At 67.1% G+C, this 25632-nt stretch carries 24 protein-coding genes and 2 pseudogenes; 5 read left to right on the forward strand and 21 right to left on the reverse strand.

The genetic code is table 11. The annotated features are described in order from the left end of the window. Positions 1 to 66 precede the first annotated feature (66 nt). The 10 genes from H681_RS18520 to H681_RS18565 all read right to left on the reverse strand — a co-directional run bounded on the left by H681_RS18520 (position 67) and on the right by H681_RS18565 (position 12302). Complete coding sequence (locus tag H681_RS18520; RefSeq protein ID WP_086009617.1) at positions 67 to 783, reverse strand: TetR/AcrR family transcriptional regulator; 717 nt, start codon at positions 781 to 783, stop codon at positions 67 to 69. A gap of 377 nt (positions 784 to 1160) precedes the next feature. Then, positions 1161 to 2663 carry a lysine--tRNA ligase gene (lysS, locus tag H681_RS18525; protein ID WP_015478411.1) on the reverse strand — a complete coding sequence of 501 codons (1503 nt, stop codon included), beginning with the start codon at positions 2661 to 2663 and terminating at the stop codon, positions 1161 to 1163. A 117-nt stretch (positions 2664 to 2780) separates the two neighbouring features. Further along, positions 2781 to 3876 (reverse strand): peptide chain release factor 2 gene (gene prfB, locus H681_RS25550; protein WP_157883337.1). Its coding sequence is split into 2 segments (ribosomal slippage): positions 2781 to 3803 and positions 3805 to 3876, totalling 1095 coding nucleotides; the frame shifts between segments, so codons are not numbered across the junction. A 118-nt stretch (positions 3877 to 3994) separates the two neighbouring features. Continuing rightward, positions 3995 to 5017, reverse strand: coding sequence for a response regulator (locus H681_RS18535; protein ID WP_041712138.1), 1023 nt, complete (start codon positions 5015 to 5017; stop codon positions 3995 to 3997). A gap of 8 nt (positions 5018 to 5025) precedes the next feature. Then, on the reverse strand, positions 5026 to 6033 hold the full coding sequence (locus H681_RS18540) for a chemotaxis response regulator protein-glutamate methylesterase (RefSeq protein WP_015478414.1): 1008 nt from the start codon (positions 6031 to 6033) through the stop codon (positions 5026 to 5028). Further along, entirely contained in the window at positions 6030 to 8285 is a 2256-nt protein-coding gene (locus H681_RS18545) for a hybrid sensor histidine kinase/response regulator (protein ID WP_015478415.1), read from the reverse strand. The genes H681_RS18540 and H681_RS18545 overlap by 4 nt, the downstream gene beginning before the upstream one ends. Continuing rightward, a complete protein-coding gene (locus H681_RS18550; RefSeq protein ID WP_015478416.1) occupies positions 8282 to 8968 on the reverse strand; it encodes a chemotaxis protein CheW in 687 nt (228 codons plus the stop codon). Before H681_RS18550 ends, H681_RS18545 begins: the two co-directional genes overlap by 4 nt. After that, positions 8961 to 10202, reverse strand: a complete 1242-nt coding sequence (locus tag H681_RS18555; protein ID WP_015478417.1) for a CheR family methyltransferase — start codon at positions 10200 to 10202, stop codon at positions 8961 to 8963. The genes H681_RS18550 and H681_RS18555 overlap by 8 nt, the downstream gene beginning before the upstream one ends. After that, on the reverse strand, positions 10199 to 10708 hold the full coding sequence (locus H681_RS18560; protein ID WP_051070446.1) for a chemotaxis protein CheW: 510 nt from the start codon (positions 10706 to 10708) through the stop codon (positions 10199 to 10201). Before H681_RS18560 ends, H681_RS18555 begins: the two co-directional genes overlap by 4 nt. Next, entirely contained in the window at positions 10683 to 12302 is a 1620-nt protein-coding gene (locus H681_RS18565; protein ID WP_015478419.1) for a methyl-accepting chemotaxis protein, read from the reverse strand. Before H681_RS18565 ends, H681_RS18560 begins: the two co-directional genes overlap by 26 nt. Positions 12303 to 12492: 190 nt before the next feature. On the opposite strand from H681_RS18565, the gene H681_RS18570 reads away from it, so the two are divergent. Both H681_RS18570 and H681_RS18575 read left to right on the forward strand, forming a co-directional pair. Next, positions 12493 to 12930: a YqaA family protein gene (locus H681_RS18570; protein WP_015478420.1), complete on the forward strand. Its 438-nt coding sequence runs from the start codon at positions 12493 to 12495 to the stop codon at positions 12928 to 12930. Positions 12931 to 13100: 170 nt separating this feature from the next. Further along, a complete protein-coding gene (locus H681_RS18575; protein ID WP_015478421.1) occupies positions 13101 to 13490 on the forward strand; it encodes a hypothetical protein in 390 nt (129 codons plus the stop codon). A 339-nt stretch (positions 13491 to 13829) separates the two neighbouring features. Here the strand turns inward: H681_RS18575 and H681_RS18580 are convergent, their stop codons facing one another. The 3 genes from H681_RS18580 to H681_RS18590 form a co-directional block, all read right to left on the reverse strand. Then, positions 13830 to 14114, reverse strand: a complete 285-nt coding sequence (locus H681_RS18580; RefSeq protein WP_015478422.1) for a hypothetical protein — start codon at positions 14112 to 14114, stop codon at positions 13830 to 13832. Positions 14115 to 14256: 142 nt separating this feature from the next. Then, positions 14257 to 15894, reverse strand: coding sequence for an MFS transporter (locus tag H681_RS18585; protein ID WP_041712140.1), 1638 nt, complete (start codon positions 15892 to 15894; stop codon positions 14257 to 14259). A gap of 200 nt (positions 15895 to 16094) precedes the next feature. Next, positions 16095 to 17759 carry a GMC family oxidoreductase gene (locus H681_RS18590; RefSeq protein WP_015478424.1) on the reverse strand — a complete coding sequence of 555 codons (1665 nt, stop codon included), beginning with the start codon at positions 17757 to 17759 and terminating at the stop codon, positions 16095 to 16097. 124 nt (positions 17760 to 17883) lie between these two features. On the opposite strand from H681_RS18590, the gene H681_RS18595 reads away from it, so the two are divergent. Beyond that, positions 17884 to 18798, forward strand: coding sequence for a LysR family transcriptional regulator (locus H681_RS18595; RefSeq protein ID WP_015478425.1), 915 nt, complete (start codon positions 17884 to 17886; stop codon positions 18796 to 18798). 184 nt (positions 18799 to 18982) lie between these two features. Here H681_RS18595 and H681_RS18600 read toward each other — a convergent pair whose 3' ends face one another. The 4 genes from H681_RS18600 to H681_RS18615 all read right to left on the reverse strand — a co-directional run bounded on the left by H681_RS18600 (position 18983) and on the right by H681_RS18615 (position 21901). Beyond that, a complete protein-coding gene (locus tag H681_RS18600) occupies positions 18983 to 19528 on the reverse strand; it encodes a DUF4256 domain-containing protein (RefSeq protein WP_015478426.1) in 546 nt (181 codons plus the stop codon). A 152-nt stretch (positions 19529 to 19680) separates the two neighbouring features. After that, on the reverse strand, positions 19681 to 20163 hold the full coding sequence (eco, locus tag H681_RS18605) for a serine protease inhibitor ecotin (RefSeq protein ID WP_015478427.1): 483 nt from the start codon (positions 20161 to 20163) through the stop codon (positions 19681 to 19683). Between the two features lie 106 nt (positions 20164 to 20269). Further along, the gene (locus tag H681_RS18610) at positions 20270 to 21001 is read right to left on the reverse strand and encodes a DUF533 domain-containing protein (RefSeq protein ID WP_015478428.1); all 732 of its coding nucleotides are present in this window, start codon (positions 20999 to 21001) and stop codon (positions 20270 to 20272) included. Between the two features lie 186 nt (positions 21002 to 21187). Then, entirely contained in the window at positions 21188 to 21901 is a 714-nt protein-coding gene (locus H681_RS18615) for a tellurite resistance TerB family protein (RefSeq protein WP_015478429.1), read from the reverse strand. A 136-nt stretch (positions 21902 to 22037) separates the two neighbouring features. Here H681_RS18615 and H681_RS26005 point away from each other — a divergent pair. Both H681_RS26005 and H681_RS18620 read left to right on the forward strand, forming a co-directional pair. Beyond that, a pseudogene (locus H681_RS26005) lies at positions 22038 to 22181 on the forward strand (ABC transporter permease); the annotation flags it as partial. A gap of 4 nt (positions 22182 to 22185) precedes the next feature. Next, positions 22186 to 22356 (forward strand): annotated as a pseudogene (locus H681_RS18620) (aldehyde dehydrogenase family protein); the annotation flags it as partial. 73 nt (positions 22357 to 22429) lie between these two features. Here the strand turns inward: H681_RS18620 and H681_RS18625 are convergent. The 4 genes from H681_RS18625 to H681_RS18640 form a co-directional block, all read right to left on the reverse strand. After that, positions 22430 to 23467, reverse strand: coding sequence for a zinc-dependent alcohol dehydrogenase family protein (locus H681_RS18625; RefSeq protein WP_015478431.1), 1038 nt, complete (start codon positions 23465 to 23467; stop codon positions 22430 to 22432). 68 nt (positions 23468 to 23535) lie between these two features. Further along, a complete protein-coding gene (locus H681_RS18630) occupies positions 23536 to 23868 on the reverse strand; it encodes a hypothetical protein (RefSeq protein ID WP_015478432.1) in 333 nt (110 codons plus the stop codon). Positions 23869 to 24014: 146 nt separating this feature from the next. Then, on the reverse strand, positions 24015 to 25121 hold the full coding sequence (locus H681_RS18635; RefSeq protein ID WP_015478433.1) for an NADH:flavin oxidoreductase/NADH oxidase: 1107 nt from the start codon (positions 25119 to 25121) through the stop codon (positions 24015 to 24017). A 91-nt stretch (positions 25122 to 25212) separates the two neighbouring features. Further along, on the reverse strand, positions 25213 to 25533 hold the full coding sequence (locus H681_RS18640; protein ID WP_015478434.1) for a transcriptional repressor: 321 nt from the start codon (positions 25531 to 25533) through the stop codon (positions 25213 to 25215). Positions 25534 to 25632: the final 99 nt, after the last annotated feature.

The following is a 25632-nucleotide window of genomic DNA, read 5'->3' on the forward strand; positions in this document are numbered from 1 at the left end:
ATGCGATGCGCGGAGGCGTCCGTAGAAAAAACCCCGCCGGCGGGCGGGGTTGCAATGCTGCTGCGGCTACAGGCCCATCACCAGGTCGAGATAGCGGCTAAGGATGGCACGCATTTCGTCGATCTGCAGGTGGTCGGCCCCGTCCAGCAGGCCCTGATACTCCATCTGCAGGATGATGGCCGTCAACACCTTGGCATCCTGTTCCGGCTGCTTCGAGCCGAGTACTTCGAAGAAATGCACGACGCCGAGGGAGAGAATGCGCCGGTGCCGCTGCGCCAGCGCCATCAGGCTTGGGTTGAGCAGCGCCTCCTGGCGGAACGCCTGCTCGGCCAGCAGGTGCTCGCGGCGCTCGGTGAGCTGCACCTGCACGTACTTGATCGCCAGCTCGACGATATTGTCGGTCAGTGCGCGGCGCGCCTGGGGATCGTCCTGGCCGAGGCTCGCGGCCATCGCCTGCAGATCGCCCTCGACGCTGGCCCAGAAGGCCGAGAGCGCCTCGGCGCTACGTTCGACGAAGAGCGCGAAGGTATCGGTGATGAGGTCCTGGATGTCCTTGAAGTAGTAGGTGGTGGCCGACAGCGGCACACCGGCCTCGGCGGCCACGGCGCGGTGGCGCACGGCGCGTACGCCGTCGCGGACGATGATCCGCAGCGCGGCGTCGAGGATCGCCTGGCGGCGCTGCTCGCTGCCCTGGCGGCTGGCCTTGCGGCCCTGATACTGAACACTTTCTGCGATGGCGCTGGCGACTTGCGCGGCGCTGTCTCGCGGGGACACTGGGGTCACTGGCATTACCTCCGGCGGCGCGGCCTGATGGCGCATTGTTCGGGCTTTTCGATAGGGAATCAATCACCGCACGGCGCTGGCATCAATGCGGCAGCACAGGCGCGCGTGGCAGCGCGGGCGGCGGAAAATCCGGCTTTGGGTGTATGACGTGCTACACGGTGTTCGGGCCACTTGTGGCCGTACACAGTTCGTCGGAGGGAGCCTCCTTGTAGGAGCGAGCTTGCTCGCGAACGGATTTCCCGGCGGCGTCGGAACTGGGTGGGTTCGCGAGCAAGCTCGCTCCTACGAAAAGCGTTGTCCGCCGCATGCAGGAAGCGGCCCCTGGCGCAAACGAAAAAGGCCACCCGAAGGCGGCCTCTTTCACCTGTTTCCTGCGCTTACGCCTGCGGGCGCATGTGCGGGAACAGGATGACGTCGCGGATCGACGGCGAGTTGGTCAGCAGCATCACCAGGCGGTCGATGCCGATGCCTTCGCCAGCGGTGGGCGGCATGCCGTATTCGAGCGCGTTGACGAAGTCGGCGTCGTAGTGCATCGCCTCGTCGTCACCGGCGTCCTTCTCCTTCACCTGCAGCATGAAGCGCTCGGCCTGGTCTTCGGCGTCGTTCAGCTCAGAGTAGGCGTTGGCGATCTCGCGGCCACCGATGAACAGCTCGAAGCGGTCGGTGACGCTCGGGTCCTGGTCGTTACGACGGGCCAGCGGGGAGACCTCGAACGGGTACTGGGTGATGAAGTGCGGCTGCTCCAGCTTGTGCTCGACCAGCTCCTCGAAAATCATCACTTGCAGCTTGCCCAGGCCTTCGTGGCCGAGGACCTTGGCGCCGGCCTTCTTGGCGATCTCGCGGGCCTTGTCGACGTCGTTCAGGTCAGCCGCGGTGAGTTCCGGGTTGTACTTGAGGATGGCGTCGAACACGGACAGGCGGGCGAACGGCTCGCCGAAGTGGAAGACCTTGTCGCCGTAGGGCACGTCGGTGCTGCCGAGCACGGCCTGGGCCAGCTCGCGGAACAGTTCCTCGGTCAGGTCCATGTTGTCTTCGTAGTCGGCGTAGGCCTGGTAGAACTCGAGCATGGTGAACTCGGGGTTGTGCCGGGTCGAAACGCCTTCGTTACGGAAGTTGCGGTTGATCTCGAAGACCTTCTCGAAGCCACCGACCACCAGGCGCTTGAGGTACAGCTCCGGGGCGATGCGCAGGAACATGGCCATGTCCAGCGCGTTGTGGTGGGTCTCGAAGGGCTTGGCCGCCGCGCCGCCGGGGATGGTCTGCAGCATCGGGGTTTCCACTTCGAGGAAGCCGCGATCGGACAGGAAGCGACGGATATGGGCGATGACCTGGGAACGCACGCGGAAGGTGTGGCGGGTTTCCTCATTGACGATCAGGTCGACGTAGCGCTGGCGATAGCGCTGCTCGGTGTCGGTCAGGCCGTGGTGCTTGTCCGGCAGCGGGCGCAGGGACTTGGTCAGCAGGCGCACGCTGCTCATGTCGACGTACAGGTCGCCCTTGCCCGAGCGGGCCAGCACGCCTTCGGCGCCGATGATGTCGCCCAGGTCCCAGGTCTTCACCTCGGCCAGGGTTTCTTCCGGCAGGGTCTTGCGGTTGACGTAGGCCTGCAGGCGGCCGCTGCTGTCCTGCAAGACGATGAAGGAACCGCGGTTGAGCATGATGCGACCGGCGACCTTGACCGGGATGGCTGCGGCTTCCAGCTCTTCCTTGGTCTTGCCTTCGTACTGTTTCTGCAGGTCCGCGAAGTAGGCATCGCGGCGGAAGTCGTTGGGGAAGGCGATGGCCTTGGCTTCACGCACGGCGGCAAGCTTTTCCTTGCGCTGGGCGATCAGCTTGTTTTCTTCCTGTTGCAGTTCGGTCGGGTCGAGTTGGTCGCTCATGGTCGTTCTATCTGCCTGGCGTCTATTTCAAAAGAAGGTAACCGTAGGAGCGAGCTTGCTCGCGAAGCTCTTCGACGGGTTCGCGAGCAAGCTCGCTCCTACAAGGGGGGCTCTGCGTCAGAGCCCTTGTTTGAGGCTGGCCTCGAGGTACTCGTCCAGGTCGCCGTCGAGCACCTTGTCGCAATCGCTGCGTTCCACGCCGGTACGCAGGTCCTTGATGCGCGACTGGTCGAGCACGTAGGAGCGGATCTGGTGGCCCCAGCCGATATCGGACTTGGTGTCTTCCAGCGCCTGCGAGGCGGCGTTGCGTTTCTGCATTTCCTGCTCGTACAACCGGGCCCGCAGCATCTTCATGGCGGTGTCCTTGTTGGCGTGCTGGGAGCGTTCGTTCTGGCACGCCACCACGGTGTTGGTCGGCACGTGGGTGATACGCACCGCGGAGTCGGTGGTGTTCACGTGCTGACCGCCCGCGCCGGAGGAGCGGTAGGTGTCGATGCGCAGGTCGGCCGGGTTGATCTCGATCTCGATGTTGTCGTCGATTTCCGGCGAGGCGAACACCGCGGTGAACGAGGTGTGGCGACGGTTGCCGGAGTCGAACGGGCTCTTGCGCACCAGACGGTGCACGCCGATCTCGGTGCGCAGCCAGCCGAAGGCGTACTCGCCCTTGATGTGCACGGTGGCGCCCTTGATGCCGGCGACTTCACCCTCGGAGAGTTCGACGATCTCGGCGTCGAAGCCGTGCTTGTCGGCCCAGCGCAGGTACATGCGCAGCAGCATGTTGGCCCAGTCCTGGGCTTCGGTGCCGCCGGAGCCGGCCTGGATGTCCAGGTAGGCGTTGTTCGGGTCCATCTCGCCGCTGAACATGCGGCGGAACTCCAGCTTCTCGAGGATCTCGCGCAGGCGTTCGACTTCGCTGGCGACGTCGTTGACGGCGCCTTCGTCGTCCTCCTCGACCGCCATGTCCAGCAGGTCGCGCGAATCGGCCAGGCCGCCGGTGAGCTCGTCGAGGGTCTCGACGATCTGCGCCAGGGTGGCGCGCTCGCGGCCCAGGTTCTGGGCGTATTCGGGGTTGTTCCAGATCGCCGGGTCTTCCAGCTCGCGGTTTACTTCGATCAGACGATCATGTTTCAGATCGTAGTCAAAGATACCCCCGAATGGACTGGGTGCGGTCGGAGAGGTCCTTGATGCTGTTGAGGATCGGTTGGATTTCCATGACGGGCAACTCTCACGGGTAAAGGGCGTAGAAAAGCCGGCAAGTATACCCTGATTGAGTGATTTTTCGTCAGCCGATTTCGGTTGACGACAAAGCGTCGTCAACCGATCAGCACGCCTCAGCCAGCCGCCGGATCGGCGATCCCCACCTGGTTGCGGCCGCCGTGTTTGGCGTTGTAGAGCGCCTGGTCGGCCAGTTCGATCAGTTGGCGATACGGCTGACTGGCCTGCGGCGTCAGCGTCGCCACGCCGATGCTGACGGTCAGCGGCGCGCCGGGCTGCGGCAGTTCGTGGGCTATCCCCAGTTCCTGCACCGAGCGTCGCAGCTTTTCCGCCAGCAGGCGCGCACCGCCCGGCGAGGTACCCGGCAGCACCAGGACGAACTCCTCGCCGCCATAGCGCGCCGGCAGATCCGACGGACGGCTGCAGCTGGCGCGGATCGCCGTCGCTACCTGGCGCAGCGCCTCATCGCCCTGAACATGGCCGAAGGTGTCGTTGTAGGGTTTGAAGTGGTCCACGTCGATCAACAGAATCGACAGCTGGGTCTGCTCGCGCTGGGCACGGCGCCATTCCATTTCCAGGTACTCGTCGAAATGGCGGCGGTTGGACAGCCCGGTCAGGCCATCGGAGTTCATCAGCCGCTGCAGCACCAGGTTGGTTTCCAGCAGCTGCTGCTGGCTTTCGCGCAGGGCGCGGTAGGCCTCGTCGCGCTGCAGCAGCGCGAGGTAGGAGCGCGAGTGGTAGCGGATGCGCGCCACCAGCTCGATGGCATCGGGCAGCTTGACCAGGTAATCGTTGGCGCCGACAGAAAAGGCCGCGCTCTTCACCGACGGCTCCTCCTTGGTCGACAGGACGATGATCGGGATGTCGCGGGTCGCCACGTTGGCCCGGTACTCGCGCACCAGCGCCAGGCCATCGGCGCCGGGCATCACCAGGTCCTGGAGAATCACGGTCGGCTTGATCTGGATCGCCACGGCGATCGCCTTCTGCGGGTCGGAGCAGAAGTGGAAGTCGATGTTGGGGTCGTCCGCCAGGGCGCGGCGCACGGCCTCGCCGATCATCGGCTGGTCATCGACCAACAGCACCATCACGGCGGAATCGCCTGGAGTGGTCACGGGGTAATTACTCTGTATCGGGTTCATGAAAGCTCCTAGCCGCAAACCTCGGCAAGACGGCGAGCGATATCGCCCAGCGCACGTATCTCTACGGCGGCGCCGATCGCGGCTGCGGCCTTGGGCATGCCATAGACAGCGCTGCTGTCCTGATCCTGGGCAAGGGTGAGAAAGCCACGCTCGCGCATGTGCTTGAGCCCTTCGGCGCCGTCGCGGCCCATGCCGGTGAGCAGCACGCCGACGGCGTCGCCGTTCCAGTTCTCCACCAGGCTGTCGAAGAACACGTCGATGGATGGACGGTAGATATGGCTGCTCGGCTCGGCGGTGTAGGCCAGCTCGCCGTTCCTGAGCAGACGGATATGGTGATTGGTGCCGGCCAGCAGCACGCAGCCGGGCTGCGGCAGTTCGCCCTGGCGGGCCAGGCGCACGGGGATGCGCGCCTGGGTCGAGAGCCACTCGGCCATGCCGGCGGCGAACACTTCATCGACGTGCTGCACCACCACGATGGCGGCGGGGAAACTCGTCGGCAGTTGGCTGAACAGTTCCGCCAGGGCCGCCGGGCCCCCGGCCGAGGAACCGATGGCCACCAGTTGGCGCGCGCCGCTGCCCCGGCGCAGCGGTTCGATGGTGGCCGGGGGACGTTCATTGCGCGGGGCGTTGAGCCAGGCCAGGTTCTGCAGCTTGCGCAGCAGCGGGCGGGCGGCCTCGTAGGCATCGCCGCTGCCGATGGCCGGGGTGTTCACCGCGTCCACCGCGCCATAGCCCATCGCATCGAACACCCGGGTCATGTTCTGCTCCAGGTCGACGGTGACCACGATGATCGCGCAGGGGCTCTGGGCCATGATCCGGCGGGTGGCCTCGACGCCATCCATCACCGGCATCAGCAGGTCCATCAGCACCGCGTCGGGCTTCTGCGCGGCGCACATCTCGATGGCTTCCGCGCCGTTGGAGGCTACCCAGACCACCCGGTGCGCCGGCTCGAAGGCCAGCGCGCGGCGCATCGCCTCCACCGCCAGGGGCATGTCATTGACGATCCCTATCTTCATCCCTGCGCACCTCCGATCAGGTCGACCACCGCATCCAGCAGGGCCTCATCGTGGAAACTGGCCTTGGCCAGATAATAGTCGGCGCCGGCGTCGAGCCCGCGCCGGCGGTCTTCTTCGCGATCCTTGTAGGACACCACCATCACCGGCAGCGATTGCAGGCGGCTGTCGCGGCGGATCAGGGTGACCAGCTCGATGCCGTCCATGCGCGGCATGTCGATGTCGGTGATGACCAGGTCGAAATGCTCCGAACGCAGCGCATTCCAGCCATCCATGCCATCCACCGCCACGGCGACGTCGTAGCCGCGACCGAGCAGCAGCTTGCGCTCCAGCTCGCGCACGGTGAGCGAGTCGTCCACCACCAGCACGCGCTTGCGCTGCGGACCGCTCAGGCGGCCGGCGGAGTCGATGCGCTCCAGGCGACCGGTGGCCAGCAGCTTCTCCACCGAGCGCAACATGTCCTCGACATCGAGGATCAGCACCGGCGTGCCGTCGTCCAGCAGCGCGCCGGCAGACACGTCCTGCACCTTGCCCAGGCGCGGGTCGAGCGGCAGCACCACCAGGGTCCGCTCGCCGATGAAACGCTCCACCGCCACGCCGTAGAGCCTGTCGCGCTCGCGGATCACCACCACGGCGATCTCCTCGTCGCTGGCGTTGCCCTCGGGGCGTTGCAGCAACTGGCTGGCCGCGACCAGGCCGACGTGCCGCCCCTCGTGCCAGAACTGCTGGCGCCCCTCGAGCTGGACGATCTCCTCCGGCGCCAGGCGGCGCATGCGTTCGATATGCGCCAGCGGGAAGGCGTAGGCCTCGCCGCCGATGGTGACCGCCAGGCTGCGCACCACCGAGAGGGTCAGCGGTACCTCCAGGTGGAAGCGCGCGCCCTGCCCCCCCACCTGCTCCATGCGGATGCCGCCGCGCAGCTGGCGCACCATGTGCTGTACGGCGTCCAGGCCGACGCCCCGGCCGGACACTTCGGTGACCTGTTCGCGCATGCTGAAGCCGGGCAGGAACAGGAAGGCCAGTAGCTCATCCTCGGTCAGCCGCGCCACGGTCTCCCCGGTGGAGAGCTGGCGGCGGACAATGGCGTGGCGCAGGCGCTCCAGATCGACCCCGGCGCCGTCATCCTGCAGCTCCAGCACCAGCATCCCGGCGTGGTGCCGGGCCAGCAGTTGGATGCGGCCCTCCTCCGGCTTGCCGGCCCGGAGGCGTACCTCGGGGGACTCGATGCCGTGGTCGACGGCATTGCGCAGCAGGTGGGTGAGCGGCGCTTCGAGCTTTTCCAGCACCTCGCGGTCGACCTGGGTGGTGGCCCCCTGAATGTCCAGGCGCACGGCCTTGCCCAGCGAGCGGCCGAGGTCGCGGACCATCCGCGCCTGCCCGGCGAGTACGTCGGAGAAAGGCCGCATGCGGCAGGCCAGCGCGGTGTCGTAGAGCGACTGGGCGCGCTGGCCGGCCTTGAAGCTGAACTCGTCGAGCTCGGCGATCTGTTCGCTGAGCAACTGCTGGCATTCGCCGACCAGCCGCCGCGCGTCGGCCAGGTATGTCTGCGCTTCGGGTTCGAGGTTGGCGCCGCCGACGGCGTCGCGGGCGCCATCCAGCACGCGGCTGGCGCTGGCCTGCACACGCTTCAGGCGCTGCAACGAGTCGAGCAGCGGCTTCAGGCGCTGGGACTCCACCAGCGCCTTGCTGGAATAGTCGAGCAACTGGTTGAGGCGTTCGGCGGTAACCCGCAGGACACGCTCGCCGGCGTCGTCACTGTCGCCGGAGCGACGGCGCGGCGGCTGCTCGACGGCGGCCTCGGGCTCGGCGAGCGGGGGCATTTCCGCCGGCACGGGCGGCGCGGCGCGTACCGCCGCCTGCCCGCTCACCAGCGCCTGCAGGCGCTCCACCATCGCCGGGACCGCCTGTTGCGCCTGCTCGGCCCGCTCGGCCTGGGCATCGGCGATATGCAGCAGGATATCGGTGCCGGCCAGCAGCGCATCGATGTGCTCCGGCGCCAGCAGCAGGCGCCCTTCCTGGGCGCCGACCAGGCAATCCTCCATCACGTGGGCGACCTGTACGCCGGCATCCAGCCCGACGATCCGCGCCGCGCCCTTCAGCGAATGGGCGGCGCGCATGCAGGCTTCCAGCTGGTCGGCCTGGCCCGGGTTGCGCTCCAGCGCCAGCAGGCCCTGGCTGAGCACCTGCGTCTGGGCCTCCGCCTCCAGGCGGAACAGCTCCAGCATCGAGGCATCCTTCATCTGATCCGGGGTCATGCGAGGCTCCGGGTGGCGGCATCCAGCAACGCCTCGGGGTCAAGCAGGCGGACACTGCGTCCGCTCCACTGCAACACGCCGTGGGTGAAACGATCGTTGGCCGCCAACGCTGGCCCGGACGCAGCCACCACAGTGGCGCTGTCCAGCTCATGAATGCCGTCCACCTCATCCACCGGCGACAGGACCGGCCCGCTGCCGGCCGCCAGGATCAACATGCGCGGCACCACGCGCCGGCCGTTGGCAACGCCGGTGCCCCGATCCAGGCCGAGCAGTTCGCCCAGCGAGATGCAGGCCACCAGCGTTCCCCGCACATTGGCCACGCCCAGCAGCGCCGGCGAGCGCTGGTGCGGCAGCGAGTGCACCGCGCATTCGGAGGCGACCTCCGCCAGGGCGCGGGTCGGCAGCCCCAGCCATTCATCGCCGAGACGGAAAATCAGGTAGGCGAGCCCGTCCTCGGGCGCCGCTTCATCGGCCACCGGCGCCGGCGCGGCGGATTCGCCGCCCAGCGAGTAGCGGTCCAGCAGGCGAATGGCCGCCGCCGCATAGACCGGGCAGTTGCGGCAATGGATGTGCTCGACGAGCCGCGGGCAGGACTTGTCGCCGCGCACACCGATGCGGTTCCAGCAGTCCTCCACCGGCTCGGCACGATCATCCAGTTGCAATTCGTAGTCGTATTCAGGCATCGCGCTTCACTCCTCGCGCGGCGCGTTCCTGCAGGCGCCGGGCGCCCTCCTGGTCGCCCTGGGCGGCGAGCAGCGCGGCCAGATGCAGGAGGCTTTCCTGATGATCGGGTTGCAGGTACAGCGCCTTGCGGTAGTAGCCCTGCGCCTGCGCCCCCCGCCCCTGGGCGTCGCTGAGCAGCCCCAGCCAGTAGAACGCCTCGGCGTTGGGGCCCTGTTCGGCCAGTAGCGCTTCGCAACGCTGGCGTGCCTCGGCAGCCTGGCCGGAATTGGCCAGCCGGGCAATGTCTTCGAGGCTGGCGCTGGCCGACGCAAGGCGCGGGATCGGTGGAGACGGCTTCGGCGCGCGCGGACGCACCGGCGCGGCGCTGGATTTCGTCGCCGGCGCGGTACGCCTGGGCGGCGGCGGCACCAATGCCGGGCGCGCCGCCGGCGCCTGGGCCTGGCTGTCCAGCGGGAAGGCAAAGGACTGCGCCACGCCCAGCGGCCGCAACCCCTGGCGCGACAGCAGGCTGGCCTCGGCGGGGCCGATGAACAGTACCCCGTCCTCGCGCGCCAGGCGGCGCAGCACGTCCACCACCCGTTCCTGGGTCGCGCGGTCGAAATAGATCAGCAGGTTGCGGCAGAACACATAGTCATAGGGCGCCTCGCCGGCCAGCAGCGACGGCGACAGCAGGTTGCCCAGGCGGAACTGCACCTTCGCCCGCACGGCCTCGCTGATCTGGAAATCGCTGTCCGTGCCGGTGAAGTGACGATCGCGGAACCCCAGGTTCGCGCCACGAAAGGAGTTGCGCCCGTAACGGCCCGCCTCGGCGCGTTCGAGCACCGGGCGGCTGACGTCCAGCGCGTCGACCTGGAAGGCCGAAGGCGCCAGCCCCGCGTCGAGCAGCGCCATGACGATCGAATAAGGCTCCTCGCCCGACGAGCACGGCAGGCTGAGCAGGCGCAAGGGGCGCGCACCGGCCAGCTCGCAGACCCGGCGCCCGGCCAGCTGGGCCAGCGCGGCGAAGGACTCCGGATAACGGAAGAACCAGGTTTCCGGGACGATCACCGCCTCGATCAGCGCCTGCACTTCTTCGGCGGACACCTGCAGGCGTTCCCAGTAGCGCTCGGCATCGCCGCCGGCCACCTTGACGCTGCGCTGGCGCACGGCACGGCCGATCACCGCGTCGCCGACCGACTCGGCGTCCAGGCCGATGCGCTCCTTGAGCAGCCGGGCGAAGCGCGCATCGGTCATGCCGCACTCCCCGCATCGCGCAGCAGACGCTCGCGCGCCTCATCGGTCAGCAATTGATCGACCGCCACGCGCTGCAACAGTCCCTGCTCGTCCTCCAGCACCGGGCCGAGGTAGCGGGCGGCGCCGTTGTCCAGCTCATAGTCGCGGAAGGCCGCCGGATCGCGGCGCAAGGTGTGGGTGGCCTGCTCCAGGATCAGCCCGAGATGCTGTTCGATGGCCTGCGCATCCACCCGGTAGCGCACCAGCACCAGGCGCGTGCTGGTGCGCCGGGGCGCGCTGTGACCGAAGGCGAGCTGGCTGAGATCGAGCACCGGCAGCAGCTCGCCGCGATGGGCGTAAAGCCCGGCGACCCACGCCGGCGCCTCGGGCAGGCGCTTGAGCGCCGGCAACGGCAGCACTTCGATGACGTCGTGCACGTCCAGCGCATAGCGGTCCGCGCCGAGGCGGAACTGCAGGTAGAGCCTGCCGGCCATTGCCGCGTCAGACCTTGAAGCGGGAAACGCCATTGCGCAGTCCGTTGGCCACCAGGTTCAGTTCATCGATGGCGAAGCTGGCCTGGCGCAGGGATTCCACGGTCTGCCCGGTGGCCTCGCCCAGTTGCACCAGCGCCTGGTTGATCTGCTCGGCGCCGGTGGCCTGGGCCTGCATGCCTTCGTTGACCATCTGCACGCGCGGCGCCAGCGCCTGCACCTGCTGGATGATCTGCGAGAGCTGCTCGCCGACCTGGCCGACCTCGGCGATGCCACGGCGCACTTCCTCGGAGAACTTGTCCATGCCCATCACGCCGGCGGACACGGCGGACTGGATCTCGCGGACCATCTGCTCGATGTCGTAGGTGGCCACGGCGGTCTGGTCGGCCAGACGGCGCACTTCGGTGGCCACCACGGCGAAACCACGGCCGTACTCGCCGGCCTTCTCCGCCTCGATGGCGGCGTTGAGCGAGAGCAGGTTGGTCTGGTCGGCCACCTTGACGATGGTGGTGACCACCTGGTTGATGTTGCCGGCGCGCTCGTTGAGGATCGCCAGCTTGGCGTTGACCAGCTCGGCGGCGCCCATCACGTGGTGCATGGTCTCTTCCATGCGCGCCAGGCCCAGTTGGCCGGAGCCGGCCAGGGTGGAAGTCTGCTCGGCCGCCGAGGACACCTCGGTCATGGTGCGCACCAGGTCGCGCGAGGTGGCGGCGATTTCCCGCGAGGTGGCGCCGATCTCGGTGGTGGTGGCGGCCGTCTCGGTGGCGGTGGCCTGCTGCTGCTTGGAGGTGGCGGCGATCTCGGTCACCGAGGTGGTCACCTGGATGGCCGAACGCTGCGCCTGCGACACCAGACTCTTGAGCTCTTCGGCCATGCCGTTGAAGCCGGTTTCGATCACACCGAACTCATCGTTGCGTTCCAGCTCCAGGCGGGTAGTCAGGTCGCCGCCGCCCATCGACGACAGCCCGCGCACCATCTGGCGCACCGGCTCGGTGATGGCGCGCATCAGCAACAGCCCGCAGATCGCCGCCACGATGATGGCCAGCAGCAGCGACACCAGCATGATGACCTTGGCCCGCTGCACTTCGATGACGATCTCTTCGGCGGCCGCGTCGGCGATCTGCCTGTTCAGGTCGATCAGGTCGTTGAGCGTCTTGCGCCCGGTGTCCCAGGCCGGATCCAGCTTCTCCACCAGCAGCTTGCGCGCCGCGATACGATCGGTGCCGTACTGCTCCAGCACTTGCCCCAGCAGCACGTCGTAGTCCTGCGCCTGCTGCTTGAAACGCGCCAGCATCTGGCGGTCGCGGTCCTCGTGGATGGTCGCTTCGTAGCGGGCGAGGCGCTCGAGCAGCGCCTCATGGTTGGTACGGAACGCCTGGCGACCCGCCGCGTCGAGCGGCTTGTCCTCGCTCAGGCCGACCAGCATCTGCACCATCAGGATGCTGTCGGTCCAGGACGAGCGCATGGTGGTCAGGGCGTAGGTCCCAGGCATGGCATCGCGGCTGACCCGCTCCGTGCTGTATTCCACGTCCAGCAGGCGGACATAGGAGATCACCACCATCAGCAACATGATGGCGATGACGACAGCAAAGCTGGCCAGGATGCGTTGGCGTAGAGTCCAGTTCTTCACAGCGTTCCCCAGAAATGATCGAGACATGCTGACGGACGTGCATTCGGGAAAGCTTAGGCTCGCGAATGAAAATTCCTACTAAGTCCTCAGCAAGATAGGACATATAGTATCTGGACACGTCTAAAGCTCGCCTCTTTATTCCAAATTTCCAGCACTTTTCCCCGCCCCGGAAGGCCATCGAATTTCCCCCATGCTGTCCCTTGCCCTGGCCGCCCACGCCGGCCTTTTCCTCTCGGCCTTCGGCGCCGCCACCCTGCTGCCCCTGCAATCGGAAGCGGTGCTCGTGGGCCTGCTGCTCGGCGGGCAATACCCGCTCTGGTCGCTGCTGCTGGCCGCGAGCCTGGGCAACGTGCTCGGCTCGCTGGTCAACTGGGTGCTGGGGCGCGGCATCGAACGCTGGCATGACCAGCGCTGGTTCCCGGTCAGCGCGCAGACGCTGGAAAAAGCCCAGGCGCGTTACCGGCGCTTCGGCTGCTGGTCGCTGCTGCTGAGCTGGGCGCCGCTGATCGGCGACCCGCTGACCCTGATCGCCGGTGTGATGCGCGAGCCGCTCTGGCGCTTCCTGCTGCTGGTGACCCTGGCCAAGGTCGGCCGCTACGCCGCACTGGCCTGGCTGACGCTGGGTTGAATCGTCCGATCTGTCGGGCCGACAGTGTTGCCCTGACCAGGCCGCGATGGGCCGGCCGGCCCACCTGCACCGTCATGAGCGGCATGGGTGCGCGATTTATCGTCTGGCCAGGGAATTTTTCCTACGCTGACGTATCCAATAGCCATCATGGAATGCCACGGGGTGGATAGATGAATGTGTTGAAATTGTCGGCCGTGCTGGCTGCGGCTGCGCTGCTGAGCGCCTGCGGCGGCAACCAGGCCAAGGTCTGCGGGTCGGACGACGTGAAGAACCAACTGGTGAAGATCTTCCTCAGCGGGTCGCTGTCCAGCCAGGCCGATGCACTGACCAAGGCCGAACTGAAGGACGTGGCCATCATCGAGAAGGACCCGGACAGTGGCGTCCTGGAATGCGTCGGCACGCTGTCGGTGCCGGTAGTGGGCCAGGTGGCGTCCGGCACGCTCAAGTACCGCATCGCCCCGGCAGCCAAGTCGGACCATGACTACCTGCTGCTGCTCGCCGACGGCGACCTGGCCAATGCCTTCGCCAAGCGTATCGAGGGGATGATCCCGCGGCAGTGAGGGTTATCCACAGGCAATGAAAAACCGGCCCGAGTGGCAAGCCGTTCGCTTAATCTGTTGATGGATTGAGCCAAAGCTCCGCTCCACAAGGCCTGCAAAGCAAAAAGCCCCTGGAAGATATTTTCGCAGGGGCTTTTCGTTTCAAAGGCCCGAGATAGAGGCGTTCATCAAGATGCTTTCAACAGCTTTACTGAACGTCTCGCCCGAGTGGCCGGTTTTTCATTGGGGCTTCCTTCAACAGCACCGCGGGCGAATGACGCCGGTGTTCACATGGCGCACCGAGTCGGCCGCGATGGATCTCGCGGACAAGTCCCGCTCCCTACGAGAGCCGGCCCGGGCTCAGAATCCTTCCAGATCGATCAGCTCGCCGTCGAAGGTCAGCCAGCCGCCCGTCTCGTTCGCCGCGCCATCCTTGATCTCGCCGTAATAGGACAACCCGTTTTCCAGCGTCACACAGACATGGGTGGGCTCCTCCGGCGCATCCAGCTGGCCGTCGAAGCTCAGCTTGATGATGCCCGGCTCCGGCGCGCTCAGGCTGGCCGAGACACGCGGGTTGTCCACCGCCTCGGTTTCACGCCCCCAGTGCTCGGCGCTGACGGTAACGGTGACGAATGCCTGACTCATGTTCGGTGCTTCTCCACGAAGGGCCCGGCACAACGTGCGCCGGAAAATCCCGCAAGGGTATTCCAGCGACGGCGTCCAGGCGAGCCCGAAGCCGCCGAATGAACACGAAGAGCGCCCGCAGGCGCCCTTCGTGCCCGGCCGGTCAGTCGGCGTGGATGTCGTTGTGGCGGGTTTCCTTGAGGAACAGCAGCGCGCAAACCAGGCTCACCGCCGTGATCAGCACCGGATACCACAGGCCATAGAAGATATCGCCGGTGTACACCACCAGGGCGAACGACAGGGTCGGCAGCAGACCACCGAACCAGCCGTTGCCGATGTGGTACGGCAGCGACAGCGAGGTGTAGCGGATGCGGGTCGGGAACAGCTCCACCATCAGCGCCGCCAGCGGGCCGTAGCAGAGGCAGGAGATCAGCACCAGCGCCACCAGGATGGCGATCACCATGCCCTTGTTCACCTGCTCGGCATCCGCCTTGGCCGGATAGCCCGCCGCCTTCACCGCGGCGCTCAGCGCAGCGGCGTCGAAACCTTCGATGCGCGTCTCGCCGACGGTCACCACCACGCCACTGCCGGCCGGCGCCGCCTGCGAGCCATAGGGCACGCCGCTCTTCACCAGCAGGGTCTTCACCTGGTCGCAGGGGCTGTCGAATTTGGCCTTGCCGACCGGATCGAACTGGAAGGTACAGGTTGCCGGGTCCGCTATCACGGTGATCGGCGCGGTGCGCGACGCCTGGTCGATCTGCGGGTTGGCGTAATGGGTCAACGCCTGGAACAGCGGGAAGTAACCCACCGTCGCCAGCAGCAGGCCCGCCAACAGTACCGGTTTGCGGCCGATCCTGTCGGAAAGCCAGCCGGCCACCACGAAGAACGGCGCACCGATCACCAGCGCGACGACCAGCAGTTCGTTGGCCAGGGCGCCGTCCACCTTGAGCACCTGGGTGAGGAAGAACAGCACGTAGAACTGCGCACAGTAGAAGGTCACCGCCTGCCCGGCGTTGATGCTGAACAGCGCGGTAAGGACGATCTTCAGGTTCTTCCAGTTGGTGAAGGACTCCTTGAGCGGCGACTTGCTGGTCTTGCCCTCGGCCTTCATCTTCAGGAACGCCGGCGACTCGTGCATCGACAGGCGAATCCAGGTGGAAATGCCCAGCAGCACGATGGACAGCAGGAACGGCAGGCGCCAGCCCCAGGTCTCGAACTGGTCGCCGGTGAGCTGGCGGCAGGCGAGGATCACCAGCAGCGACAGCAGCAGGCCGCCGGTGGCGGTCGACTGGATCCAGCTGGTGTAGCTGCCGCGCTTGTTGGCCGGCGCGTGCTCGGCCACGTAGATCGCCGCGCCGCCGTACTCGCCGCCCAGCGCCAGGCCCTGCAGCATGCGCAGCGCGATGAGGATGATCGGCGCGGCCACGCCGATGCTGGCGTAGGACGGCAGCAGGCCGACGGCGAAGGTCGACAGGCCCATCAGCAGGATGGTGACGAGGAAGGTGTACTTGCGCCCGATCATGTCGCCCAGGCGGCCGAACACCAGCGCGCCGAAGGGTCGCACGAGGAAGCCGGCGGCGAAGGCCAGCAGGGCGAAGATGAAGGCGGTGGTGTCGTTCACCCCGGCGAAGAACTGCTTGCTGATGACCGCCGCCAGCGCGCCGTAGAGGAAGAAGTCGTACCACTCGAACACCGTGCCGAGCGACGAGGCGAAGATCACCTTGCGCTCTTCGCGGCGTGACGACACCTGCCGCTCGTAGGTCCTGCTCTGTGTCGCACTCGTCACTGCTGGATCAGACATTGCGGGCTCTCCTGCCCCTGCTGGGGCTTTTATTGTTGTTTCAGCCTCTACTGCCACGGCTTTCACACCGCGCGATAGCGTTTCGGTGTTGCTCCTTGCAGGACCGAGGGGGACGCCCAGTCCTTGCTGGCGAACCGCCCGACACCTCGGCGGCCGGGAGCGGAGTTTCACGTCAAAAGCGTGAGAGGACGGGATCACCGTCACGCCACGGGGGCTTGCTGCTGCTCATTCGCAGTAGAGGGGATGACCTCCGGGTGGCGCTTCGGTTCGCTCAAGATCATCTGCGCCGCCTTCTCGGCGATCACCAGCACCGGCGAGCAACTGTTGCCGGAAGTCAGGCTGGGCATGATCGAGGCGTCGGCGATGCGCAGGCCGGGAATGCCGTGTACGCGCAATTGGCTGTCCACTACCGCACCCGTGCCCTGGCCCATGCGGCAGGTGCCGGCCGGGTGGAAGATGGTGGTGCCGATCTCGGCGGCCGCGCGGTGCAGGTCTTCCTCGGTCTGGTAATCCGGGCCGGGCTTGAACTCCTCCGGGCGGAAGCGCGCCAGCGCGGGCGCCGCAGCGATGCGCCGGGTCAGGCGGATGGCGTCGGCGGCCACGCGCAGGTCCTCCGGGTGGCTCAGGTAGTTGGGCTGGATGATCGGCTTGTCGCGCGGGTCCAGCGAACGCAGGGTCACGCTGCCCCGGCTTTGGGGGCGCAGGTCGCAGACCGACGCGGTGAACGCCGGGAAGTTGTGCAGCGGCTCGCCGAAGCGCTCCAGCGACAACGGCTGCACGTGGTATTCGAGGTTCGCCGAACGCTGATTCGGGTCGGACCTGGCGAACGCGCCGAGCTGGCTGGGCGCCATCGACAGCGGCCCGCTGCGTTTGAACAGATACTCCAGGCCCATGCCCATCTTGCCCCAGACGGTGGAGGCGATCTGGTTCAGCGACGGCGCGCCGCTCATGCGGTAGATCAGGCGCAGTTGCAGGTGATCCTGCAGGTTGCCGCCGACGCCGGGCAGCTCATGGCGCACGCCGATGCCGTGCTTCTCCAGCAGGTCGCGCGGGCCGATACCGGAGCGCTGCAGCAGCACCGGCGAATTGATCGCCCCCGCGCAGAGGATCACTTCGCGCGTGGCTCGCAGCTCGCGGCGCGCGCCCTGCCAGTTCACTTCCAGTCCGCTGGCGCGGCCGTTTTCCAACAGCACGCGGAGGGCTTCCACATGGGTCAGCACGGTAAGGTTCGGGCGCTTGGCAATGGGCCGCAGGAACGCCTTCGACGCATTCCAGCGCACGCCGCTGCGCTGGTTCACCTGGAAGTAGCCGCAACCTTCGTTGTCGCCGCCGTTGAAGTCCTCCACCGAGCGGATGCCCGACTGCGCCGCCGCCTCGCGGAAGGCATCCAGGATCGTCCACGACAGCCGCTGCCGCTCCACCCGCCATTCGCCGCCGGAGCCGTGCAGCGTACTGGTGCCGGCGAAGTGGTCTTCCATCTTCATGAACAGCGGCAGCAGGTCGGTCCAGCCCCAGCCGGGGTTGCCCTCGGCGGCCCAGCCGTCGTAGTCCAGCGCCTGGCCGCGCATGTAGATCATGCCGTTGATCGAGGAGCAGCCACCGAGCGTGCGGCCGCGCGGGTATTTGATCGACCGGCCATTCAGGCCCGGCACCTGCTCGGTGTCGAAACACCAGTCGGTGCGCGGGTTGCCGATGCAATAGAGGTAGCCGACGGGGATGTGGATCCAGGGATAGTTGTCCGGGCCGCCGGCTTCGAGCAGCAGCACGCGGTTGCCCGGGTCGGCCGATAGACGATTGGCCAATAGGCAGCCGGCGGGGCCTGCGCCGACGATCAGGTAGTCATATGCATCCAGCGCCTGGGGCATGGAAAGTCCCTCGTCGTTCTTGTTCTTTTGGGTATGACGATGGAGCCTAGTCGTTCGTTCGCGATAAAAATACGAACGTTTAAAGTCACCTGCTGTGCGTTTTCTAACAATGAGAGTCGCCACGATGTTCGACTGGAATGACCTGCGCTACTTCCTGGAACTGCACCGCAGCGGTAGGCTGCTGACCACCGCCAAGCGCCTGAACACCACCCACGCCACGGTGGCGCGGCACATCGAGAACATCGAGCGCGACCTCGGCACCCAGCTGTTCGCCCAGCACACCGGCGGCTACCAGCTCACCCCGGCCGGCCAGGCGCTGCTCAAGCACGCCGAGGCGATGGAAAACACCGCCCTGCTCGCCCAGGAGGAAATGAGCCAGGCCATCTCGCCGCTGGGGCAGATCCGCATCGGCGTCACCGAAGGCCTGGGCACCCTGTTCCTCGCCCCGCGCATGGGCGAACTGATGCGGCGCTACCCGGGGCTGGAAGTGGAGCTGGTGTCGGTGCCGCGCTTCGTCAGCATCACCAATCGCGAGGCGGACATCGCCATCACCCTCGAACGCCCCAGCGCCGACCTGGTGATCAGCCGCCGCCTGACCCGCTACCGCCTGAGCCTGTTCGCCAGCCCCGCCTACCTGGAAAGCGCCCCGCCCCTGCGCGACCGCGAGGACCTGTGCAAGCACCCGTGGATCGGCTACGTGGACGACCTGCTGTTCAGCCAGGAACTGATGTTCCACCACAGCTTCTGCCGCCACCCGCAAGTGGTCTTCCGCAGCACCAGCGTGGTCGCCCAGCAACAGGCCGCCCAGGCCGGCATCGGCATTGCCATCCTGCCGCAGTTCATGGGCCTGCCTGATCCGCTGCTGGTGCCGGTGCTGCCGGAAGAGTTCATCGAGCGGGAGTACTGGATGTGCACTCGACGGGAATTGCACCGGTCGGTACGTCTGAGATTGGTGTGGGATTTTCTGATGGAGCTGTGCGGGAGAGAACAGGGAATCCTGGTGGAAGGAAAAACTGCGGCGCCAACGTCGGGCGGATAACGCCGTTGGCGTTATCCGCCCTGCACGCCTGCGGGAACGTCCGTTCGCGAGCAAACCCCCGACACCTCTCACCCGAGCCCTGGCTGCGCCCCCGTTCCAGAGGGAGAGGACCGGGGTGAAGGGAAAACACAGGCACGGGATTTATCCGGAAGAAGACCATTGCTCCTACGGATGCGCAGCGCGGCTAGACCCGCAGCATTCCGCGGAAGCCGCGCGCGGCGTAATAGGACTGGGCGCCGTTGTGGTAGACGAACACGGTGTCGTAACGGCGGTCGCAGAACAGCGCGCCGCCAAGCTTGCGGATGGCGGGAGGCGTCTGTACCCAGCTGGAGGTCTTGAGATCGAACTCGCCGAGCGTCTGCAGTTCGCGGTACTGCGCTTCGCTGAGCAGTTCGATGCCGATGGCCTGGGCCTGCTCCAGCGCGCTGCCGCCGGGCTTGTTCTCTTTCCGGGCGTCCAGCGCCACGCGGTCGAAGCACAGGCTGCGGCGGCCAGCGGGGGTTTCGGCGGAACAGTCGACGAACAGGTATTCGTCGGTGGCCGCGTCATGGCCGATCACATCCGGCTCGCCGCCAGTGTTCTCCATTGCGTCGAGCGTGCGCAGTTTTTCCGGGCTGGATTCGAGGCGGGCCTGGACCCTGGCCCAGTCGATGCCGGGGTGGCGGTTGGCGTGTTTTTCGAAACGCGTGTGCAGCACGCTGATCAGTGCCGTGCGTTGGTCGGCGTTCATCGGGGTCTCCAGTCGATCCGGCGAGGGCGTCGGTAAAGCGTAGACGCTGGTCCGAAGCGGGATCATCCGGAAGGCATTCCCTGAGCGTTCGGCCCTGGGCGGTTCGCGAGCAAGCTCGCTCCTGCAGGGAGCGAGCTGCACGGCACGCGGGGTTATTCCGCGCGGGCGTGTTCGACCTGGTCGGATGCCGACCAGAGGCGGTAGCGCACTTCGACGTCCTTCGGCGCGTAGATCACGATGGGCAGCTTGCTGTTGTAGCGCAGCACGAAGCCCTCGCCGACCACCGCGACGAAGTCCTGGCGGGTCTTGCCGTCCGGGCAGGCCATCAGGGTGCTGGCCGGGCCGCTGACCTTGTCCAGGCGATAGTAGGAGTAGCCCCAGCCTTCCAGGATCTTCTCTTCCAGGGTGCCGCCCAGGCGCTGGCGGTTGCAGTCGACGGTCAACGTCCTGCCGGCCAGGATCTCGACCTTGAAGTCTTCTTCATGGGCCTGCCTGGGCAGGTGGATGACCTGGCGGACGAAGCCGTCCTCGGCCTTGGGATAGGGTGCAACGTCTTCGAGCTTGGCGGCGTTGGCCAGGGTAGCGGTGGCGCTGAGCAGCAGCGCGGTGGACAGGGTGAAACGCGTGAACGGCATGAAGCCTCCTTGCCGATTGAAAGACGAGTGCATCGCTCGGGATGCACCCGCCCTGTTGGACCGCGCGAGTATGCGAAGGCTCCTGCGCGCTCGGTCGCAAAATGTTTCAGGCGACTTCGCCGCCGCTCTTCGCCTGCTGCTCCAGGTGCGCCTGCAGCTCCGGGGCAAGGTTGAGGTTGTAGGCCAGTTCGTCCAGGTAGGTGCGTTCGGCGTCCTGCTGGTCGTCCACCAGCATCACGCTGGCCAGGTACATCTCGGCGGCCATGCCGGCATCGCCTTGCGAGGCTTGCGCCACGTCGGCGGCGTCCAGCGGTTTGCCCACTTCGGCGTCGAGCCAGGCTTGCAGCTCGGGCTCGCCGGCGTGACGGGAAATCTCGGCGTAGATGGCCTGTTTTTCCTTGTCATCGATACGCCCGTCGGCCTTGGCCGCGGCGATCAGGGCGATGAGGATGGCGTGGCTGTGGGCTTCGGCGTCGTCGCCGGAAAGCTGGTCGACGGTGACCGGCGCCTGTTGCGGAGCGGCCGCCTGCTGCTGGCGCTGCCAGTTCTGGTAGGCCTGGAAGGCCATCATGCCCAGCGAGGCGAGCATGGCGTAGTTGACCCCGCCAGCGGAAGCGGAGCGCCCCTGGGGCGTGCTGCCTCCCGTGCTGCCGCCACCGAGCATGCTGCCCAGCACGCCGCCCAGTCCACCCAGGCCGCCGGCTAAGCCGCCGCCCGCCCCGCCACCGAGCAGACCGCCCAGTAGGCCGCCAAGACCGCCGAGGCCACCGCCCCCCTGTTGCGCCACGGAGCCTTGGCCGGCCCGCAGCAGTTGTTCCAGCAAATCGGTTGTGTTCATGAAATGACCCTCGCCAACGCGCGCAGTGCGTTGGGCAACGATAGCCCCGCCTCACCGATGCGCCAGCGCCGTTCGCCGGCCTGCGCGCCAGAGGCGGGGTCCCGGCGGCGGAAACTGGCGCAGGAAGGCCCGCGCATTGGCCGGGCGCGGCCCGGGGCGGTCATTTCCTGGCGATTGCCAGGGCCGTCACGCCGGCACGGCCTGCAACGCTTTGTGCGCCTGGGCTTCCAGCTCGGCCTTGAGGCCGGCGTCGAGGCTCAGCTGGCGGGCCAGCTCGTCGAGGTAGGCGCGCTCCATGAAGTTGCTCTCGTCGACCATCAGCAGGCTGGCGAGGTACATCTCGGCGGCCATTTCCTCGCTGGTGGCGGCGCGGGCGACTTCGCTCGGGTCCAGCGGCTTGGCCAGTTCGCGGTCGAGCCAGCCCTGCAGCTCGACGTCGCCGGTGAGCTTGGCGATCTCGCCGTCGATCAGTTGGCGTTCGCGATCATCGATATGGCCGTCGGCTTTCGCCGCGGCGACGATGGCCCGCAGGATGGCGTGGCTGTGCTGCTCGGCCTGGGCCGGGGGCAGGCGATCGACGGTCTGCGGCTCGCCGCGCGGGGCGCTGGCCTGTTTCTGCTGCCAGTTGCCGTAGGCCTTGTAGGCGAGCACGCCCAGTGCCGCGAGGCCGCCATAGGTAACGACCTTGCCGCCGATCTTGCGCGCCTTCTTGCTGCCCATCAGCAGGCCCAGCGCGCCCGCCGCCAGGGCGCCGCCACCGGCGCCCGAAAGCAGGCTGCCCAGGTCCAGGCCGCCGCCATTGCCGGATTGCTGGCCGCCTTCCTGCCGGGCCACGCCCTTGTTCTGCAGGAGGTCCTGGCCGGATCTGAGGAGTTGATCGAGCAGGCCGCGAGTGTTCATGGCGATCTCCACTGTCTATCGAAAAAGATGGATTCCGACTCTAGCCCGGCGCGCCCGCCAGACGCAGCGACAGTGTGCTTCCGGATATTGCGGGCCGACCCCACGCCCGGACTCTGGTCTCTCGTCGCCTATCCCCCTGCCGATCTGGCTGCTCAACCAGCGGGGCCGCCCGCGCGACGTGCCAGTGGCCAACGTGGTGGCGATGCTGGTGATGATCGTGACCATGCTGCCGATCCTCGGCGCCTACGACCTAGGCAAAGGTGGCGAGGGCGTGGCGGGAGACCGACGTGTTCCGCTTCTTCGCCGGCGCCTGCCGCGTGATGCAAGGCTCCGCCACCGGCGAATACCTGCCCGCCCACACCTCGATGATCCGCCATGACCCGGTGGGCGTGGTCGCCTCCATCGCGCCGTGGAACTACCCGCTGATGATGGTCGTGTGGAAACTCGGCCAGGCCCGGACATTCAGTGAAAAACGACCACCGGACCTCGACCCGGTGGCTCTGCGGCACCTGTTCGCGAAGACTCCGCTCAGGTCTCGATGATCACCTTCAGTGCCTTGTTCTCCGCCGCCTTGCCGAAGGTTTCATAGGCCTGGAGGATATCGGCGAGCGCGAAACGGTGGGTGATCAGTTGCTCCGGCTGGAGTTTGCCGGCCTGCACGCTCTTGAGCAGCATCGGCGTGGTCACCGCATCCACCAGGCGCGTACGCAGCGTGATGTTGTGCGACCACAGGCGCTCCAGGTGGAACTCGACCGGCGCACCGTGGACGCCGAGGACCGCGATGTCGCCGCCGGGCGCGATGATGTTCTCGCACAGGGTGAAGGTCGCCGGCACGCCCACCGCTTCCACCGCGCTGTCCACCCCCAGCCCGTCGGTCAGCGCCATGACCTTGTCGACCAGTTGCGCATCGCCCGCATTCAGGCATTCGCTGGCGCCGAACTGGCGGGCGACCGCCAGGCGGTTGTCGTCGAGGTCGATCATGATGATCTTCGCCGGCGAATAGAACTGCGCGGTCAGCAGCGCCGCCAGGCCCACCGGACCGGCCCCGACGATCGCCACGCTACCGCCGGGCTGCACCCGCCCGTTGAGCACGCCGCATTCGAAGCCGGTGGGCAGGATATCGCTGAGCATCACCATCGCTTCCTCCGCGACGCCCGCGGGAATCGGGTAGAGGCTGGTATCGGCGTGGGGGATGCGGACCTTCTCGGCCTGGGTCCCGTCGATCAGGTGGCCGAGAATCCAGCCGCCGGTGCGGCAGTGCGAAGACATGCCCCGGCGACAGAAATCGCACTTGCCGCAGGAACTGATGCAGGAAATCAGGACACGGTCGCCGACCTTGAACTGGCTGACGCCGGCGCCAACCTGCTCGACGATGCCGACGCCCTCGTGGCCGAGAATCCGCCCCGGCTTACAGGCCGGTACATGGCCCTTGATGATGTGCAGGTCGGTGCCGCACAGCGTGGTCTTGACGACCCGCACGACGGCATCTCCCGGCGCCTGGATCTGCGGGTCGGGACGTTCCTCCAGGGCGATGTCGCCGACACCGCGGTATATCAGCGCTTTCATGGTCGAGCTCCTTTGCGGGATGACTCGACAAGGCTAGGCGCACCGCGCGGGCCAGGAGGTGATTCCGGTCAAAGGGGGCGGTCCGGCAGCTCGGTGATGTGGATTTCCGTCACCAGCGCCGGTTTGGTCAGCGGCGTGCGTGACAGCAGCGGGCAGAAGCGCGCCAGGGTACCGATCAGCTCCCACTGGGTATCCAGCGACTTCGACAGCACATCCACATCCGCCAGCAACCGCTGACCCACGCGCTGCAAGTGCGGATCGGGGCTATGGCCAAGCTCCACCGACAACTGGGTGATCAACAGGCTGAGGCTGGTCATGTTGCGGGTGGCCAGGGCAAGGATATTCGCCAGCAGGGCGATTTCGGATTGCGGGATGACGGCGGGCGTGGCGGATGCGTCCATGCGGGCTCCGGTGGGTAATTTGCGCAGTCCTTGCGCGAGCACGACAAGCCTAGCATCAGAATGCCATTGTGCGGCACACATCACATTTCAATTATTTTCATGACCCAAAGGTCACGCGGGGCTGGCCCGCGTGACCCGGTCATCCATCAGACCTGCCCGAACGCCTTACGCTGCGGCGTACCGCGCTGCGCCGCGCGCAGGTATTGCGGCGGCCACGGCACGGGCTGGCCGCCCAGTTCATCGGCGGCATGCAGCGGCCAGTAGGGGTCGCGCAGCAGTTCGCGGGCCAGCAGGATCAGGTCGGCCTGGCCGGTGCGCAGGATGTGCTCGGCCTGCACCGGCTCGGTGATCATGCCGACAGTGCCGCTGGCCACCCCGGCCTCCTTGCGCACGCGCTCGGCGAACTGCGTCTGGTAGCCCGGCCCCACCGGAATCTCGGCGTTCACCGCGGTGCCGCCGGAGGACACGTCCACCAGGTCCACACCCAGGTCCTTCAGGCGGCGCGCCAGCTCCACGGTTTCATCGGGGTTCCAGCCATCCTCCACCCAGTCGGTGGCGGACAGGCGGACGAACAGCGGCAGCTCCTGCGGCCAGACCGCGCGCACGGCCTCGGTGACCTCCAGGAGGAAGCGGATGCGGTTCTCGAAGCAGGTGCCGTACTGGTCGCGGCGCTGGTTGGACAAGGGCGAAAGGAACTGATGCAGCAGATAGCCGTGGGCCGCATGCACCTCGGCGATCTTGAAGCCGGCGGCCAGGGCGCGCTCGGCGCCGCGCACGAACTGCTGCTTGATGGTCGCGATCTGCTCCTCGCTCAGGGCTATGGGTGTGGTGTGTTGCGGGTCGAACGCGATGGCCGACGGCGCCACCGGGATCCAGCCGCCTTCGCTGACCGGCGCCGAACCGTGCTTGCCCAGCCACGGCGCCCAGGTGCTGGCCTTGCGCCCCGCGTGGGCGAGCTGCACGCCGGCTACCGCGCCCTGGGATTCGAGGAAGCGGGTGATGCGACGCAGCGGCTCGATCTGTTCGTCATTCCAGATACCCAGGTCTTCGGCACTGATCCGCCCTTCCGGGGCGACGGCCGTGGCTTCGACGATCACCAGCCCGGCGCCCCCCACGGCGCGGCTGCCCAGGTGAACCAGGTGCCAGTCGTTGGCCAGCCCGTCCTGGGCCGAGTACTGGCACATGGGCGAAACGGCGATGCGGTTGGGCAGGGTCAGCTGGCGCAGGGTCAAGGGCTCGAACAACTGGCTCATGGCGGAACTCCCTCTGGTCTTCAGTTCTTGTCCTACAACTGTAGACCGGGTTCGCCGGGCAATGCGGGTAATCGTCGCCCGAGCGCCTGGTTCAGCCGTCCGCCAACGCCGCTTCCCGGGCCGGCACGGTGCCGTCGAACGCGGGGTCGAGGCTGTAGCGCTTGCGCTCGTCGCGCACCAGCATGCCGCTCTGGTGCAGGCGGCGCAGGCTCTGGCTGACGCAGTCGAAGGTGATCGACGGGCCGGGGCCCTGCAGATGCGCATGCAGCTCGGCGGCGGTGCTGCTGCCCAGCGTTGCGAGGGCGTCGAGCAGCTTCAGGCGCGGCAGGCTGCAACGCAGGCCGGCCTGTTCCAGCAACTGGCGGGAGCGGCGTTGGGTACGGCGGGCGGAAAGCTCGGCGACGACCGTCATGGACGCACCTCCGTCCGGGCGGCGGGTGCGGATTCGCAGCAAGGGGAAACAGGCATTCGGGCCTCCGTTCTTGTCGTTCTGTCCGTGCCTCACCCAATG

Origin of the sequence: Pseudomonas sp. ATCC 13867 (genome assembly GCF_000349845.1) — a bacterium.
Lineage (GTDB): Bacteria > Pseudomonadota > Gammaproteobacteria > Pseudomonadales > Pseudomonadaceae > Pseudomonas.

What these genes read in the sequence shown, in the direction of transcription:
- lysS (WP_015478411.1), bottom strand. Translation starts at nt 2,663, where the DNA reads ATGAGCGACCAACTCGACCCGACCGAACTGCAACAGGAAGAAAACAAG.
- H681_RS18535 (WP_041712138.1), bottom strand. Translation starts at nt 5,017, where the DNA reads ATGAACCCGATACAGAGTAATTACCCCGTGACCACTCCAGGCGATTCC.
- H681_RS18540 (WP_015478414.1), bottom strand. Translation starts at nt 6,033, where the DNA reads ATGAAGATAGGGATCGTCAATGACATGCCCCTGGCGGTGGAGGCGATG.
- H681_RS18545 (WP_015478415.1), bottom strand. Translation starts at nt 8,285, where the DNA reads ATGACCCCGGATCAGATGAAGGATGCCTCGATGCTGGAGCTGTTCCGC.
- H681_RS18550 (WP_015478416.1), bottom strand. Translation starts at nt 8,968, where the DNA reads ATGCCTGAATACGACTACGAATTGCAACTGGATGATCGTGCCGAGCCG.
- H681_RS18555 (WP_015478417.1), bottom strand. Translation starts at nt 10,202, where the DNA reads ATGACCGATGCGCGCTTCGCCCGGCTGCTCAAGGAGCGCATCGGCCTG.
- H681_RS18560 (WP_051070446.1), bottom strand. Translation starts at nt 10,708, where the DNA reads ATGGCGTTTCCCGCTTCAAGGTCTGACGCGGCAATGGCCGGCAGGCTC.
- H681_RS18570 (WP_015478420.1), top strand. Translation starts at nt 12,493, where the DNA reads ATGCTGTCCCTTGCCCTGGCCGCCCACGCCGGCCTTTTCCTCTCGGCC.
- H681_RS18575 (WP_015478421.1), top strand. Translation starts at nt 13,101, where the DNA reads ATGAATGTGTTGAAATTGTCGGCCGTGCTGGCTGCGGCTGCGCTGCTG.
- H681_RS18580 (WP_015478422.1), bottom strand. Translation starts at nt 14,114, where the DNA reads ATGAGTCAGGCATTCGTCACCGTTACCGTCAGCGCCGAGCACTGGGGG.
- H681_RS18585 (WP_041712140.1), bottom strand. Translation starts at nt 15,894, where the DNA reads ATGTCTGATCCAGCAGTGACGAGTGCGACACAGAGCAGGACCTACGAG.
- H681_RS18590 (WP_015478424.1), bottom strand. Translation starts at nt 17,759, where the DNA reads ATGCCCCAGGCGCTGGATGCATATGACTACCTGATCGTCGGCGCAGGC.
- H681_RS18595 (WP_015478425.1), top strand. Translation starts at nt 17,884, where the DNA reads ATGTTCGACTGGAATGACCTGCGCTACTTCCTGGAACTGCACCGCAGC.
- H681_RS18600 (WP_015478426.1), bottom strand. Translation starts at nt 19,528, where the DNA reads ATGAACGCCGACCAACGCACGGCACTGATCAGCGTGCTGCACACGCGT.
- eco (WP_015478427.1), bottom strand. Translation starts at nt 20,163, where the DNA reads ATGCCGTTCACGCGTTTCACCCTGTCCACCGCGCTGCTGCTCAGCGCC.
- H681_RS18610 (WP_015478428.1), bottom strand. Translation starts at nt 21,001, where the DNA reads ATGAACACAACCGATTTGCTGGAACAACTGCTGCGGGCCGGCCAAGGC.
- H681_RS18615 (WP_015478429.1), bottom strand. Translation starts at nt 21,901, where the DNA reads ATGAACACTCGCGGCCTGCTCGATCAACTCCTCAGATCCGGCCAGGAC.
- H681_RS18625 (WP_015478431.1), bottom strand. Translation starts at nt 23,467, where the DNA reads ATGAAAGCGCTGATATACCGCGGTGTCGGCGACATCGCCCTGGAGGAA.
- H681_RS18630 (WP_015478432.1), bottom strand. Translation starts at nt 23,868, where the DNA reads ATGGACGCATCCGCCACGCCCGCCGTCATCCCGCAATCCGAAATCGCC.
- H681_RS18635 (WP_015478433.1), bottom strand. Translation starts at nt 25,121, where the DNA reads ATGAGCCAGTTGTTCGAGCCCTTGACCCTGCGCCAGCTGACCCTGCCC.
- H681_RS18640 (WP_015478434.1), bottom strand. Translation starts at nt 25,533, where the DNA reads ATGACGGTCGTCGCCGAGCTTTCCGCCCGCCGTACCCAACGCCGCTCC.